General features: G+C 71.3%; 15 protein-coding genes. 8 read left to right on the top strand and 7 right to left on the bottom strand.

The annotated features are described in order from the left end of the window. Positions 1-196: 196 nt before the first annotated feature. Both HNR40_RS14735 and HNR40_RS14730 read left to right on the top strand, forming a co-directional pair. Positions 197-991, top strand: a complete 795-nt coding sequence (locus HNR40_RS14735; RefSeq protein WP_246509042.1) for a hypothetical protein — start codon at positions 197-199, stop codon at positions 989-991. Beyond that, a complete protein-coding gene (locus HNR40_RS14730; protein WP_184961361.1) occupies positions 991-1,158 on the top strand; it encodes a hypothetical protein in 168 nt (55 codons plus the stop codon). Before HNR40_RS14735 ends, HNR40_RS14730 begins: the two co-directional genes overlap by 1 nt. 6 nt (positions 1,159-1,164) lie before the next feature. Here HNR40_RS14730 and HNR40_RS14725 read toward each other — a convergent pair whose 3' ends face one another. The 3 genes from HNR40_RS14725 to HNR40_RS14715 all read right to left on the bottom strand — a co-directional run bounded on the left by HNR40_RS14725 (position 1,165) and on the right by HNR40_RS14715 (position 3,967). Further along, positions 1,165-2,406 (bottom strand): YibE/F family protein, encoded by a 1,242-nt coding sequence (locus tag HNR40_RS14725; protein ID WP_184961359.1) that lies wholly within the window; start codon positions 2,404-2,406, stop codon positions 1,165-1,167. A gap of 64 nt (positions 2,407-2,470) precedes the next feature. Next, positions 2,471-3,448, bottom strand: a complete 978-nt coding sequence (locus tag HNR40_RS14720; protein ID WP_246509041.1) for an NAD(P)-dependent alcohol dehydrogenase — start codon at positions 3,446-3,448, stop codon at positions 2,471-2,473. Positions 3,449-3,490: 42 nt separating this feature from the next. Next, the gene (locus tag HNR40_RS14715; RefSeq protein ID WP_184961357.1) at positions 3,491-3,967 is read right to left on the bottom strand and encodes an ATP-binding protein; all 477 of its coding nucleotides are present in this window, start codon (positions 3,965-3,967) and stop codon (positions 3,491-3,493) included. A gap of 53 nt (positions 3,968-4,020) precedes the next feature. On the opposite strand from HNR40_RS14715, the gene HNR40_RS14710 reads away from it, so the two are divergent. Then, the gene (locus HNR40_RS14710; protein WP_184961355.1) at positions 4,021-4,854 is read left to right on the top strand and encodes a MerR family transcriptional regulator; all 834 of its coding nucleotides are present in this window, start codon (positions 4,021-4,023) and stop codon (positions 4,852-4,854) included. 71 nt (positions 4,855-4,925) lie between these two features. Then, complete coding sequence (locus HNR40_RS14705; protein ID WP_184961353.1) at positions 4,926-5,375, top strand: hypothetical protein; 450 nt, start codon at positions 4,926-4,928, stop codon at positions 5,373-5,375. 63 nt (positions 5,376-5,438) lie between these two features. On the opposite strand, the gene pruA is transcribed toward HNR40_RS14705, so the two are convergent. Further along, complete coding sequence (gene pruA, locus HNR40_RS14700) at positions 5,439-7,064, bottom strand: L-glutamate gamma-semialdehyde dehydrogenase (protein WP_184961351.1); 1,626 nt, start codon at positions 7,062-7,064, stop codon at positions 5,439-5,441. Further along, positions 7,065-7,982 (bottom strand): proline dehydrogenase family protein, encoded by a 918-nt coding sequence (locus HNR40_RS14695; protein ID WP_184961348.1) that lies wholly within the window; start codon positions 7,980-7,982, stop codon positions 7,065-7,067. A gap of 76 nt (positions 7,983-8,058) precedes the next feature. On the opposite strand from HNR40_RS14695, the gene HNR40_RS14690 reads away from it, so the two are divergent. The 3 genes from HNR40_RS14690 to HNR40_RS14680 are packed head-to-tail and all read left to right on the top strand — an operon-like array spanning position 8,059 to position 11,214. Then, entirely contained in the window at positions 8,059-9,123 is a 1,065-nt protein-coding gene (locus HNR40_RS14690) for a PucR family transcriptional regulator (RefSeq protein WP_184961346.1), read from the top strand. 22 nt (positions 9,124-9,145) lie between these two features. Beyond that, positions 9,146-10,168, top strand: a complete 1,023-nt coding sequence (locus HNR40_RS14685; protein WP_184961344.1) for a FecCD family ABC transporter permease — start codon at positions 9,146-9,148, stop codon at positions 10,166-10,168. Further along, entirely contained in the window at positions 10,165-11,214 is a 1,050-nt protein-coding gene (locus HNR40_RS14680) for a FecCD family ABC transporter permease (protein WP_184961343.1), read from the top strand. The genes HNR40_RS14685 and HNR40_RS14680 overlap by 4 nt, the downstream gene beginning before the upstream one ends. A 63-nt stretch (positions 11,215-11,277) precedes the next feature. Here HNR40_RS14680 and HNR40_RS14675 read toward each other — a convergent pair whose 3' ends face one another. Then, entirely contained in the window at positions 11,278-12,300 is a 1,023-nt protein-coding gene (locus HNR40_RS14675; RefSeq protein WP_184961341.1) for an ABC transporter substrate-binding protein, read from the bottom strand. Positions 12,301-12,381: 81 nt separating this feature from the next. Here HNR40_RS14675 and entS point away from each other — a divergent pair, with 81 nt between their 5' ends. After that, positions 12,382-13,635 carry an enterobactin transporter EntS gene (gene entS / locus HNR40_RS14670; protein WP_184961339.1) on the top strand — a complete coding sequence of 418 codons (1,254 nt, stop codon included), beginning with the start codon at positions 12,382-12,384 and terminating at the stop codon, positions 13,633-13,635. A 19-nt stretch (positions 13,636-13,654) separates the two neighbouring features. Here the strand turns inward: entS and HNR40_RS14665 are convergent, their stop codons facing one another. After that, a complete protein-coding gene (locus HNR40_RS14665) occupies positions 13,655-14,611 on the bottom strand; it encodes an ankyrin repeat domain-containing protein (protein ID WP_184961337.1) in 957 nt (318 codons plus the stop codon). Positions 14,612-14,616: the final 5 nt, after the last annotated feature.

Here is a 14,616-nt window from a genome sequence, read left to right as displayed (position 1 = left end):
CCCGTTCCGCCCCGCCTGCCGGCCCTGCCCGCCACGGCGTCATCGGTGTCCTGCCCGGTCCTCCACAAGAGGATCTCTCAGCTTGGCTCTCTCATGCAGGCCTTTCACTTTCCTCTCTATTACCACCGCCAGATCGTCCGCCTGAGCCAGGCTGGTCGGTTGCGTGGATGGGCTGACATCTGGCGCAATGGTCGGCATGGACATCACCACGAAACCTCCCGCCGCACCCACCGGACGCGAAACCCGCGACGCGTTGCTCAAGAGGACCATCCGCTCCGCGGTCCCGCTCCGCAAGACGTTCGTGCAGAAGGAGCCGGGGCAAGAACCCCGGCACGGCCCCCTGCACGTCTTCGTGAAGAACAAGGACCTGCGCGGGCTGCGGGCGTACCTGATGGTGGTGGCCGCCAGCAGCGGCGAGAACGACGACGGATGGACGACCAGCCTCGACAGCCTGGTCTGGGCACGGTTGCTCGACGCGCACGAGACGGCCACCGAGCAGAGCGCGCGGACGGCGGCTTGGCGCGCGCTCGGCCGATTGGAGGATCGTCGCCTCATCCGGCGGGCCAGAGGGCGGCGTGTCACCGACATTCAGGTCACCCTGCTCCGCGAGGACGGGAGCGGAGATACGTACACCCGGCCGGGCATCGCCGACAAAGACCGCTATCTTCAACTCCCGGTCGCCTTCTGGCGTCGTGGCTGGGACGCCAAGCTCGACCTCCCGGCCATGGCCATGCTCCTCACCGTAGCCCGCGAGAAGCCCTGGTCCACGTTCCCGGGCAGCATGATGCAGCGCTGGTATGGCTGGTCCGAGGACACGGCGCAACGCGGCCTGACCGCCCTTCGCGAACATCGGCTGCTCGAACGTCGCGAACACTACGAACTCCGGCCGCTGTCGCCCACGGGCTCGAGCCTGATGTACCAGTACCGGCTGGCCCGTTGGCTGCGCCCAGCCCCGAAGCAGCGCCCCGAGCACCTCCAGGCGGGTGCCTGATGGCCCGGCCCACCCAGGCGAGTGATGAGTCTCTCCTACAGGTCAGCGTCAGGCTCACGGTGTCGGCGCGGGTCCGGTGGCTCGTCGGCGGATTCATCCTCGGACTGCTCGGCGCCCGGGTCGACCTCGGCAAGGTGAGCGAGGCGCTGCAGCTTCTGGGGTTCTAGAGGTCGTCAGGAGTGGGCGGCGTGGCGTCGGCGGCGCGGGGGCGGGGTGGGGTGGTCGGTGCCGGCGGTACGGCGGGCCACCAGGGCGGCCAGCGCGGTGGTGATCGGGACGGCCGAGATCAGCCCCAGCGTGCCCACCACGCTGCGGACGATCTCCTGGGCGATCACCGGGTTCGTGAGGACCTGCCCCAGCGGCTCGCGTCCCACGCTGATCAGCAGGAGCAGCGGCAGCGACGCCCCGGCGTAGGCCAGGATGATGGTGTTGATGACCGAGGCGATGTGGGCCCGGCCGACCCGGCCGCCGGCGCGGTAGAGGCGGCGGAAGCCGTACCCGGGATTGGCGTGGGAGAGTTCGGCCACGGTCACGGCCTGGGTGACGGTGACGTCGTCCAGGACGCCGAGCGAGCCGATGATGATGCTGGCCAGCAGCAGGCCCTGGGTGTCGATGTTGTAGCTCATGCCGAGGTTGAAGGCGGCCTCGTCGGTGATGCCGGCCAGGTGGGCCAGGTCGAGTGACACGTACGACAGGGCGCCGGTGATCACCAGGCTGGTCAGGGTGCCCAGGACGGCCATGGCGGTCGGCAGCGTGAAGCCGTGGGTCAGGAACAACACCGTCAGCATGATGGCCGCCGACCCCACGATCGCCACGAGCAGCGGCGGCTTGCCGTCCAGGATGCCGGGCAGGACGAACAGCAGCAGCACCGCGAACGTCACCCCCAGCCCGAACAGCGCGCTCAGCCCCCGCCACCGCCCGAACGCCACGACGGCCAGCGCGAACGCGGCGCCGAACAACCACAGCGGCGTCGAGCGGTCATGGTCGGACAGCCGGTACGGCGACACGTCGAGCGTGGGCTCGGGCGCGTAGAGCACGATGACGTCGTCGCCGGCGTGGAAGACCTGCGCGCCGGGCCCGCTGGGCAGCTGGAGCTTGGTGTCCTTGCCGAGGTTGGGGCCGCTGGTGAGCTTGACCACGGCGTCGCCGCAGGTGGCGGGGTCCGGCGGGGGGAGCTTCTGACCGCCGTCGATCGGCGGCTCCTCCGGGCACGGGGTCAGGGTGATGGCCTGGATGGTGGCGGTGTAGCGGGCCAGGCCGCTTTCCGGCGAGGCGGGCGCCTCGGGAGGTGAGGGCCACAACCACACGAGCGCGGCGACGGTCGCGACCGCCAGCGGAACCAGCACGGCGAGCGCCGCCAGCACCGCTCTCTTCGACGGGGGTACGGCGGGGCCGTGCGAGTGGTTGGCGCCCATGGGCGGGTGTTTCTCCTCAGCGGGAAAGGGGGTTCCGCCAGGAAGGTTACCGGGGCCGCGCTGGTCAGGCGGTGCCGATGGTCACGACGATCTTGCCTCGTCCGTGCCCGCCCGCCACCTCCCCGACCGCTCGGGCCGCCTCCTCCAGTGGGTACGTGCGGCTGATCACCGGCCTGACCCGTCCGGAGGCGGCAAGCGAGGCCAGCTCACGCAGGTCCTCGGCCCGGGTGACGGCGAACAGGGCGTAGAGGGTCTGCCCGGTGACCAGGTTGAGCAGCGCCGCCCGCAACTGCCGCTGCAGACCGCTCAGCCACCGCCCGCCGCCCTCCCCGCCGACGATGACGAGGTGGCCCCGCGGCGCCAGGACCCGGCGCAGCCGCGACAGCGACCGGTTGCCCGCGGTGTCCACGATGAGGTCGTAGCGGATCGAACCGGCGGTGACGTCCTGACGGGTGTAGTCGATCACGTGCCCGGCCCCCAGCGACCGCACCAGCTCGGCCTTGTCAGGGCCGCACACCCCGGTGACGTCCGCACCGAGGTCCTTGGCGAGCTGGACCGCGAAGCTCCCGACCCCGCCCCCGGCCCCGATGACCAGCGCCTTCTGCCCGGGTGTGACCCGCCCGCGCACCGCCTGCAGCGCCGTGACCCCGGAGGACGGCAGGGCGGCCGCCTCCTCGAACCCCACCTCGCCGGGCTTCGCGGCGAGCTTGTCCTGCCGGGCGACGGCGTACTCGGCGAAGGCCGCGTCGCAGACGCCGAACACCGCGTCACCTGCCTTGAACCCGCTCACACCGGCGCCCACCGCCTCGACGACGCCCGCGAGGTCGCTGCCGCGCACCCGGTTCCTGGGCGCGCGCAGCCCGAGCATGGGCCTGATGAGGTACGGCTCGCCCTTCATGAGATGAACGACCCCGGCGTCGACCCCGGCCGCCCTCACCCGCACCAGCACCTGCCCGTCGCCGGGAACCGGGCGGGGCAGCTCGGTCATGCCCAGGACGTCGGCGCTGCCGTACCGGTCCTGCGTGATCGCCTTCATCGTCATGCTGTCAAGGTAAAGCAAACTCGACATCATGTCTACTTTTCTTTACTTCGCTCGAGTGAGGGCCTCCAGCCGGGCGACGACCTCGTCCAACGGGGCACGGGTGTCGATCTCCAGCGTGGCGCCGGTGCGGAGGAGTGGTTCGATCATGGCCAGGTTGTCGAGGATCTCCTGGCGCTCCTCGGGGCGCTTGCCGTACGGGTTGTCCGTCCGGGCGGCGACGCGGGCCAGGATGACGTCGGCGGGCGCGCTCAATAGGACGATGTGGTCGAAGTCCGGATAAAAGGTGACCTGGTTGGAGGTGCAGCCCGACACGAACAGCCCGCCCTCGCGGTGCCCGGCCAGCAGGTCCGCGATGGCGTCCTCGCGCCACACCCACTCGCGCTCGCCGTCCTCGCCGGTCACCCAGTGGTTCCACGGGCCGTAGTCGGTGTCGACCGTACGGTGGCCGCGCTCGCCCAGCAGCCGCAGGGCGGCGGACTTCCCGGTGCCGGACATGCCGGTGATCAGGACTTTCGTCATAGCCGCGAGGGTAACTTGAGTCTCCACCAAGGGGAGGCGCGAGGGTGAACGGCATGGACGGCTACACGATCGGCGACCTCGCGCGCCGTACCGGACTGACGGTCAAGACCGTGCGGTTCTACTCCGACAAGGGGATCGTGCCGCCGTCAGGACGCAGCCACGCCGGTTACCGGCTCTACGACCTCGACGCCCTGGCCCGCCTGGACCTCGTGCGCACGCTGCGCGAACTCGGCCTGAACCTGGCCACGATCCGCAAGGTCGTGGACCGGGAGCTGTCGCTGCCCGAGGTCGCCGCCGCGCACGCCGAGGCGCTGGAGGTCCAGATGCGCACGCTGCGGCTGCGGCGCGCGGTGCTGAGAGCGGTCGCCAGACGTGGATCCACCCCTGAGGAGACGGATATCATGCACAAACTAGCCAGACTTTCCGAGGACGAGCGGCGCCGGCTGATCGACGACTTCCTCGACGCGACGCTCACCGGCGTCCACGCCGGAGTCCGCCGCAACCTCACCCCGGAACTCCCCGACGACCCCGAGGTCGAGCAGGTCGAAGCCTGGGTCGAACTGGCCGAACTCACCCAGGACCCCGGCTTCCGCGCCGCCGTGCGCTTTCTGGCCGAACACCACGAAGCGGGCGCGTCCGTGCCCCGCCCCGGTCCGGTCGTGATCATCCGCTCCCAGGTACGGCAGGCCATGGCGGCCGGAGTCGACCCGGCATCACCGGAGGCCAAGGACCTCGTGGAGACGGGCAACCCGCTCATGGAGGCGGCCGGCGACCCACGCTGGACCCGCTATCTGACCCTGCTCGCGATCGTCAACGGCTGGCTCCCGCCCGAGGACCCGGCCCCACTCCACGAGTGGTACGCCAGGGCGTCCAGAAAGGACTCTTGACGAGAATGTGAGCGCGGCGCACGATGCGTCGAGCGCATTTCTTGTTTCCCCGTGGCGACAAAGGAGTCGACGTGACCGACGGCGTACAGGAACGTTCCACCCGTACGATCTCGCAGGCGATCACCACGTTCAAAACCTTCGACTGGGACGCGTGGTCCTTCCCCTCGCTCCGCATAGCCGAAGGCAAGACGCGCACGGACGGCGGCAGCGGCGACCAGTCCTTCCTGGAGGGACTCCAGTACAAGATGAAGGGCAAGTGGTACAACGGCCACATCAGCCTCAGCCCGATGGGCGGCTCGGACGAGAGTTTCTATTTCAACAGCGCCCATCTCACCATTACGGGCGGCACGAACAACGGAAACTACTTCTTCACCATCAACGAAACAGAGGTCAAGCCCTCCGAGGCGCCCAAGAAATTCAAGGGAAAGTATTCCTTCTCCGGAGACGATCTGCCCGACGACGAACTCAAGGCGGACATCGTCAAGATGCTGGAGTTCCTCGCCCTGTTCGGCGACGACTGACGAAACGGCGTACGCCCCCGGAGCAGCACAGGAACCGGGGGCGTACGTCGATGGGCCGGCAGGTCAGCCCATATGGGGATAGCGGTGGTCGACCGGCGGGACGAACGTCTCCTTGATCGTGCGGGCGTTCACCCAGCGGATCAGGTTGAAGATCGAGCCGGCCTTGTCGTTGGTGCCCGAGGCGCGGGCGCCGCCGAAGGGCTGCTGCCCGACGACCGCGCCGGTGGGCTTGTCGTTGACGTAGAAGTTCCCGGCGGCGAAGCGGAGCTTCTCGCTGGCCGAGGCGACGGCGTAGCGGTCCTGGGCGATGATCGAGCCGGTCAGCGCGTACGGCGAGACGGACTCCATCTGGTCCAGGACGCTGTCGTAGGCGGCGTCGTCGTAGACGTGGACGCCGAGGATCGGGCCGAAGTACTCCTTGACGAAGATCTCGTCGGTCGGGTCGTCCGACACCAGGATGGTCGGCTTCACGAAATATCCGGTGGAGTCGTCGTAGGAGCCGGTCAGCACCTCGATGCCGGCCGACGCGCGGGCCCGGTCGATCGCCGCCTTGTGCTTGGCGAAGGCGCGCTCGTCGATGACGGCGCCCATGAACGTCGACAGGTCGGCGGCCACGTCGCCCACGGTCAGCGACTCGGCGGTGCCCACCAGGTCGTCCTTGATGTGGTTCCAGACCGAGCGCGGGATGTAGGTGCGCGAGGCGGCCGAGCACTTCTGGCCCTGGTACTCGAACGCGCCGCGGATCAGCGCGGTGGTGAGCACGGCGGGGTCGGCGGAGGGGTGGGCCAGGACGAAGTCCTTGCCGCCGGTCTCGCCGACCAGGCGCGGGTAGCCGTGGTAGCCGGTGATGTTGGCGCCGATGGTCGCCCACAGGTGCTGGAAGGTCGCGGTGGAGCCGGTAAAGTGGATGCCGGCGAGCGCGGGGTGGGTCAGGGCGGCCTCGGAGACGGCGGCGCCGTTGCCGGTGACGAGGTTGATGACGCCCGGCGGCAGACCGGCCTCCTCCAGCAGCTTCATCGTGAAGTGCGCGGCGAACTGCTGCGTGGGCGAAGGCTTCCAGACGACGACATTGCCCATCAAAGCGGCAGAAGTCGGCAAATTTCCGGCGATGGCGGTGAAGTTGAACGGCGTGATCGCCAGGACGAAGCCCTCCAGCGGCCGGTACTCCATCCGGTTCCAGACACCGGGCGAGGAGACGGGCTGGTCGGCGTAGAGCTGCCGGGCGTAGGCCACGTTGAAGCGCAGGAAGTCGATCAGCTCACAGGCCGCGTCGATCTCCGCCTGCTGCGCCGACTTCGACTGCCCCAGCACGGTCGCCGCGTTCAGCGTCGCCCGCCACGGCCCGGCCAGCAGGTCGGCCGCCTTCAGGAAGACCGCCGCCCGCTCGTCGAACGACAGCTCCCGCCACGCGGGAGCGGCGCGCAGCGCCGCGTCCACCGCGTCCTTCACGTCCTGGGCCGTAGCGTCGTTGGTACGCCCCAGGACGGAGGCCTTGTTGTGCGGCTGCACCACGTCGATCGGCGCGCCGCCGCCCATGCGGGACTTCCCGTCGATGGTCATGGGCAGGTCGATGGAGCTGCCTGCCAGCTCCTTGATCCGGTTCTCCAAGGCGGTGCGCTCGGCGCTGCCCGGGGCGTAGCCGTACACCGGCTCGTTGGCCGGAGCGGGAACGTTGCTGATGGCGTCCATTTACTTGCCTCCAAGGGCACGAAGGAAGAAGGCGACGTTGGCGGGGCGTTCGGCGAGACGGCGCATGAAGTAGCCGTACCAGTCGTCGCCGTAGGGCACGTAGACGCGGACCGTGTGGCCCGCTCCGGCCAGGGCCTCCTGCCTGTCGGTCCTGATCCCGTAGAGCATCTGGTACTCGTAGTCGCCGATCGCGCGGCCGAAGCGGTCGGCCAGCAGCTCGGTGATGGAGATCAGGCGGTCGTCGTGCGTCGCCACCATGGGGTATCCCTTCCCCGCCATGAGGATCCGCAGGCATCGCACGTACGCCTTGTCCACCTCGGCCTTGCCCTGGTGGGCGACCGAGGCGGGCTCGTTGTACGCGCCCTTGACCAGCCGCACCCGCGAGCCCTCGGCGGAAAGCTCGCGCAGGTCGTCCTCGCTGCGGAACAGGTATGCCTGGATCGCGACCCCGGTCGACGGGTATTCCTCGCGCAGCTTGCGCAGGATGCCCAGCGTCGAGTCGACGGTGGTGTGGTCCTCCATGTCGAGCGTCACGGTCGAGCCGTTGGCGGCCGCGGCGGCGCAGATGTCGCGCACGTGCTCCAGGGCCAGGTCGTCGGAGAGCTCCTGACCGACGGCCGACAGCTTGACCGACACCTCCCCGCGCTCGCCGAGCTCCAGCGGGCGCAACGTCTCCAGCAGTGTCACGTAGGCCTTGGCGGTGGCCGCGGCGGCGCTCGCGTCATGGGTCTGCTCGCCGAGATGGTCGACGGTGACGGTCAGCCCGCCGTCGACCAGCCGCTCGATCGCCGCGCGCGCCTCTTGGGCGCTCTCGCCGGCGACGAAGCGGTCGACCACCTTGCGGGTGAGCGGGAAGCCGGACACGGAGCGGCGTACGAGCCTGCTCCGCGACGTGGCGAGTAGCAGTTGACCGAGCATGCATCCAGCCTAAAACTCCTGTTCAGACCGCAGCCATCGACGTCCGTAACGCGGGATGTGGCAGGCTGTCATACAAATGCACAACACCGCCGATCTTCAGGAGACCGCCGACGAGATAGCCCGCGTTCTCGGGGCTTCCGCGACGCTGGAGGACCGTTCGTTCCGCCTGCTGGCCTACAACGCGCAGCACGGGGAGATCGACGCGGTCCGCCAGGAGTCGATCCTGCGCCGCCGCGCCACGGGCGAGGTGCGCGACTACTTCGAGCGCTTCGGCATCGCCAAGGCGCACGGCCCCGTCCGCATCCCCGCCGACCACGACCTGAAGCCGCGCATCTGCTGGCCGCTGCGCCATCGCGAGGTGACCTACGGCTACCTCTGGCTGCTCGACTCCGGCGCCCTGTCCGACGAGGTGCTCGCCCGCGCCGGCGGCCTGGTCGCGCGGGCCGCGAGCGCGCTGGCGCACGAGTCGCGCAGCCGCCGGGACGCCGGGCGCGGGCTGCGCGCCCTGCTCTCGGCCGACCCCGAGGAGCGCGCCACCGCCTCGACCGGAATGCCGGGCCCGGTGGCCGCGCTGGCCGTCAGGGAGTCGCCCGACCGCGTGGCCGCCCTCTGGACCCTCCCGCGCGGCGTGCTCGCCCTCGCGGGCTCGCCGGTGGCGCTGCTGTCCCCCGCGCACCTGGCCGCCGAGGTCGCGCAGACCCTCCAGAGTGTGTACGGCACCGCCGCCGGCATCGGCGCCCCCCGGCAGGACCCGGCCGACGCCTGGCAGAGCTGGCGGGAGGCCCAGCAGGCGCTGCGCATCGCCGAGCACTTCACCCGGTTCGCCCCGGTCGCCCGCTGGGAGGACCTGGGCGTGCACCGGCTGCTGGCCCGCCTGGGCCGGGCCGACCTGCGGGAGCTGGCCGCGGAGGTGGCTGGCCTGGACGGGGAACTGGCCAGGACCGTCGAGACGTACCTCGACCTGGGCGGGCACGCCCAGAAGGCGGCGGCGGAGCTGGGCGTGCACCGCCAGACGCTTTACTACCGGCTCGGCAAGGCCGAGCGCGCGCTCAACCGCGACCTGGACGACGGAGACGACCGCCTGGTGGTCCATCTCGGACTCAAGGCAGCGCACCTGTCAGATCCCTCGCCATTGGGATAAGGCTTGGCTAACCTAAGGTGACGTGACGTCCCTCACCGTCCGGAAAGGCCGCACCGCCCACGCGCGCAACCTCACCCTTGCCCTGGCGGTGCTGGCGGCCGTCTGCGCGGCGAGCGTCGCGCTGGGCTCGGCCGAGCTCTCCCCATCCGCCCTCATCGACGCGCTGCTGCGCCGCGAGGGCGCGGAAGGGGTGACCGCGATCTGGGAGTTGCGGGTGCCACGCACCCTCGTCGGCCTGGGGGTGGGGGCGGCGCTCGGCCTGGCCGGCGCGATCATGCAGTCCCTGACCCGCAACCCGCTCGCCGACCCGGGCATCCTCGGCGTCAACGCGGGCGCGGCCACGGGCGTGGCGCTCGCCTTCGCCGTCTTCGGGCTGACCGACCTGCGGGGCTCCGTGTGGTTCGCGTTCGCGGGCGCCGCGGCAGCCACCGTGCTGGTCTACACACTGGGTTCGCGCGGGTACGGCGGCGCCACCCCCATCCGCCTGGCCCTGGTCGGCACCGCGGCCGACGCCGCGCTCCTGTCGATCGTCTGGGCGGTGCTGCTGCTCGACTCCGACACGCTGCACCGCTACCGGTTCTGGTCGGTCGGCTCGCTGGCCGCGGTCGACTCCGCCACCCTGGGCCAGATCTGGATGTTCCTGGTGGCCGGGGCGGTGTTCGCGCTGGCGCTCGGGCCCGCGCTCAACGCGCTCGCGCTGGGCGAGGACGCGGCCCGCGCGCTCGGCGTCCACGTCGGGCGGGCGCGCCTGCTGGCGGTGGCCGCGGTGACGCTGCTCTGCGGGGCGGCGACGGCGGCGGTGGGGCCGATCTTCTTCCTCGGGCTGGCCGTGCCGCACATCGTGCGCGCGCTGATCGGCCCCGACCAGCGCTGGCTGCTGCCGTACTCGATGGTGATCGCGCCGTCGCTGCTGCTGGCCTGCGACGTCCTCGGCCGGATCATCGTACGGCCGGCCGAGCTGGAGGTCGGGATCATCACGGCGTTCGCCGGCGCCCCGGTGCTGATCGCGCTGCTGCGCGGCAGGAAGCGGGTGGGCGAGCTGTGACCAGGACCTTGACGGAACGCCCGGTCAAGCGGTTCACGCTGCGCGCGGGCGGCTGGTCGTATCTGCTGCCGCTGCGCGCGGCCGTCGTGACCTGCGCGCTGGTCGTGGTCACGCTCGCGGTCGGCGTGGTCAGCCTGGGCAGCGGCGACTACCCGCTCTCACCCGCGCAGGTCATCGCGGCGCTGACCGGCGACGGCGGCACGGCCGGGCAGTTCGTGGTGATGCGGCTGCGGCTGCCCCGGCTGCTGGTGGCGCTCGGGGTCGGGGCGGCGCTGGCGGTGGGCGGGGCCGTCCTGCAGACGCTGACCCGCAACGCGCTGGGCAGCCCGGACATCATCGGCCTGGACCGGGGGGCGGCGACGGGCGCGTTGCTCGGCATCCTGGTGCTCGGCGGCGGCTCGGCGGCGATCGCCGGCTCCGCCGTGGTGGGCGGGGCGCTCGCGCTGGTGGCGGTCTACCTGCTGGCCTTCCGCGGCGGGCTGCGCGGCGCCCGGTTCGTGCTGGTCGGGGTCTGCGTGGCGGCGATGCTCGGCGCGGTCAACGCGTACCTCATCACCCGGGCCGATCTGTGGTCGGCCAACCAGGCGGCGACCTGGCTGGTCGGCAGCGTCGCCGGGAGCCGCTGGGGGCACGTCGCGGCGATCTGGATCGCGTGCGGGGTGCTGCTGCCGGTGCTGGCCGCCATGTCCTCGCGGCTGCGGCTGCTGGAGATGGGCGACGAGGTCGCCGTCGGGCTGGGCGTACGCGCCGAACGGGCCCGGCTGGCGGCGCTGGCCTGCGCGAGCGCGCTGACCTGCGTGGCCATCGCGACGGCCGGGCCGATCCTGTTCGTGGCGCTGACCGCGCCGCAGCTGGCCAGGCGGCTGACCGGGGTGGCCGGGCCGCCGATCTGGGCGAGCGCGGCGATGGGGGCGCTGCTGATGGTGGTCAGCGACCTGGCGGCGCAGCGGCTGTTCGGCCAGGCCCAGCTGCCGACCGGGGTGGTCACGGGCGCGATCGGCGGCGGCTACCTGCTGTGGATGCTGGGCCGCCGCCGCACCGCCTGAGGTCGAAGCCGGCCGACCTGAGGCCGCAGCTGGGGCCTGAGGTCGCAGCTGGGCTGTTTCAGGTCATAGGGGCTTGAAGGCCGACAGCTGCTCGTTGAGCTTGTCCAGCCAGGCGGCCTGGCGCTGGTAGCTGTAGGGGGTCTCCACCACCCAGGGGATCACCTGGCCGGCCTTGACCGCCGGGATCTGGGCGAAGGTGGCCTTCTTCTTCATGTCCTCCAGCGTCAGCCACTGGCTGCGCGCGTCGTAGAGGACCACGTCGGCCTGGTACTTGGCCGCCTGCTCCCAGCTCAGCGTCTCGTACAGCGGGTCGTCGCCGGCGCCCTTCTCCATGGCGAGGCCGAGGGAGGCCAGGTAGGTGAGGTCGGTGTAGCCGCCCGCCCCGGCCCTGGCCACCCAGAACTGGTCGGGGCCGCCGGCGACCGCGAGGACCTTCAGCCCCTTCTCCGCGGTCTTGGTCACCTTCTCCGAGGCCTCGTCGAAGGCCTTCTTGCCCTGGACGACGGCGGGCGCGGCGGGGTCGGCGCCCAGCGACAGGGCGAGCTCCTCGAAGCGGGCCAGGACCTTCTTCAGGTCGGTGCCCTTGACGGTCTCGATCGCGACCAGCGGGGCCAGCGACTCGATGTCGCCCATCTGCTTCTCCGGCACGTACCAGACCAGGTCGTTGAACTTCGTCGTCACCAGCAGCTCGGGCTGGAGCGAGGCGTACTTCTCCACGTTGAACTCGCCGTAGCCGGTGCCGATCGAGGTCGCCTTGGCCAGGTCGACGTCCCCGGCGAGCGGGTCCTTGGAGCCGTTCTTGAGCGTGGTGGAGCCGAACAGGCCGACCGACGTGACGCCGAAGTCCCACAGCGCCGCGGCCACGCCCACGTAGGCGACGATCCGCTTGGGGGCGGCGGGCGCCTCCGCCTTCTTGCCCCGGTCGTCGGTGAACGACCATGGCCCCGCCGTACTCGCTGCCTTGGACGCCGCGCCTGCGACCGCGGGGCCACCGGTGTCGGCGGTGCCGCACGCGGCGGCGAGGGCTCCGAGCGTGAGCAGAGAACCGCTGCGGAGGACCTGACGACGAGTGATGCCGGATGCCATGAAACTACCCTTCTCAGAAGTTAGGTAAGGCTTCCCTGTTTTAGGGTAATCTAACGTCATCTTGACCGTCTGGGGAGACTCGTGCGCCTGGGACACGTGGTCATCGACATCACTCCGCTACGGACCGGCCGCGACTTCCGCTATGTCTTCGCCGCCCGGATGGTCTCGCTCCTCGGCATCGGTGTGACCGGTGTGGCGCTGGCCATGCAGGTGTACGCGATGACCGGTTCGTCACTCCACGTCAGCCTGATCAGCCTGTCGCTGGGCGGGCCGTTGCTCGCCGGCACGCTCGCCGGAGGCGTGCTCGCCGACCGGATGGACCGGCGGCTGCTCATCGTGGGGTCGCGGGCGGGGGCGGCGGCGGGGTTCGCGGTGCTCGCGGTCAACGCCTTCCTGCCCGAGCCGCGGCTCTGGGTGATCTATCTGAGCGCCGGGCTGATCGGGCTGGCCGACGGGCTCAGCGAGACCGCCCTCATGGCGGCCGTGCCCGCGCTGGTCGGCCGGGACAAGCTCGCCGCCGCCGAGGCGCTCACCTCCATCACCACGCAGGTCGGTACCATCGCCGGGCCGTCGCTGGGCGGGCTGCTGGTGGCCGGGCCGGGGTTCGCCGCTTGTTACACGCTCACCTGCGCCACCACCGTCGTGACGACCGTGCTGCTGTGGATGCTGCGCCCGCTGCGGCCCGACGGGAGCGAGACTCAGGCCCATCCGCTGCGCTCGATCGCCGAAGGCGTGCGTTTCGCCCGGCGCGATCCGGTGATCGGCGGGGTGATCCTGCTCGACCTCAGCGGGACGCTGATGGCCACGCCGTACGCGCTGTTTCCCGCGTTCGTGGCGGCGCACTACGGCGGCGACGCGGCCACGGCCGGGCTGCTCTACAGCGCTCCCGCGGCCGGGGCGCTGCTCGCGGCGCTGGCCAGCGGCTGGATCGGCCGGGTACGCCGTCCCGGCCGGGTGCTGATCGGCGCGGTGGCGCTGTGGGGGCTGGCGGTGGCCGGGTTCGGCGCCAGCGCGTGGCTGCCGGTGAGCCTGCCGCTGGCATTGGCGTTCCTGGCGCTGTCCGGAGTCGGGCAGGTGATCTCCGAGGTGCTGGCCGGGGCGCTCATCCAGTCACGCACGCCCGACCGGCTGCTCGGGCGGGTGTCGAGCCTGTGGCTGACCGAGGCGACCGTCGGCCCGGCCCTGGGCAACGTGGTCGCCGGCGGCCTGGCCCGCCTCGCGCCACCGGGCGGCGCGGCGGTGATCGGCGGGCTGGCCTGCGTGGCGGGCGTGGGCGTGCTGGCGCTGGCCATCCCCTCCCTACGCCGCGCCCGCCCACTGCCCGCCACCGACTGACGGCCGACGACTGACGACGTCAGGACCAGTGATCGCCGTCCGGCAGCTTCACCCACAGATCGGGTGTGCCGGTGATCGAGCGCGAATCGGCCGGCAACAGGCCCGCGCGGAAGCAGAGTTCGGCTTCCGCGTGCCCCTGGAGCAGATACGCCTGCAGGATCTCCTCTGTCGGCTCCGACTCGTCGGTGTCTCCCCCGCCCGGGTGCGTGTCCCACTCGACGATGTCGCCGTCAACGGCGGCGCTGCCCTGGTTGCCGCTCTTGGGGTTGGCGTAGAGGCCGTAGCAGCGGGTGCCGGCCGACAGCGCCTTCTGGACGCCTGGCATGTCGGCCCCGTACCCCCACGGCTGGGCCACGACGCAGCCGCCGGGCACGTCGGTCACGCCGAGGACCTTCAGGATTTCGTCCATGTCGTCGAAGGGATCCTCGTAGATGTCCTCGATCTCCTCGTCGGTGGCGGGCGTGGCCTCCAGCCTGCGGACGGCTTCCGCCGCGTCGATACCGGCCACGCACGTGACGCTGTGGCCGTCGTCGGTGATGTCGGCCAGGGCGGCGATCAGGCCGCGCGCCCTGGTGACGAAGGCGCTCTCCTCGTCGGTGAGGCCCGGCTGGCCGTCCGGCCTGGGGAACAGGCCGGGGGTGGGACCGGCCAGCGCGAGTCGGCCGGGCGGCCAGCCGTTCATCATCGGCAGCCACGGGTTCGCCCCGGCCTCGGCGAGGACGCGGGCGTTGTCCGCCCGGTTGGCGTAGACCGCGGACCACAACGCGGTCCGGCCTTCCGCCACGGCGTCCACGTCGGCGGAGCGGGCGGCCAGTGCGGCGACCACCTCCGGCGATCCCCTCTCGGCCGCGAGCTGCAGCGCCGTCTGGCCGTAGAAAATGTCGGCGTCCGGGGACGCGCCCGCCGCTAACCTGGCGCGAACCGTGCCCAGATCGCCCCAGGCGTCCCACCCCATGTCCGACCAGTCAGCACTCATCAGCC

This window comes from Nonomuraea endophytica (assembly GCF_014203235.1).
Classification (GTDB): domain Bacteria; phylum Actinomycetota; class Actinomycetes; order Streptosporangiales; family Streptosporangiaceae; genus Nonomuraea; species Nonomuraea endophytica.
Note: the sequence above shows the minus strand (reverse complement) of the source record. Positions and strands in the feature narration are given on the sequence as shown.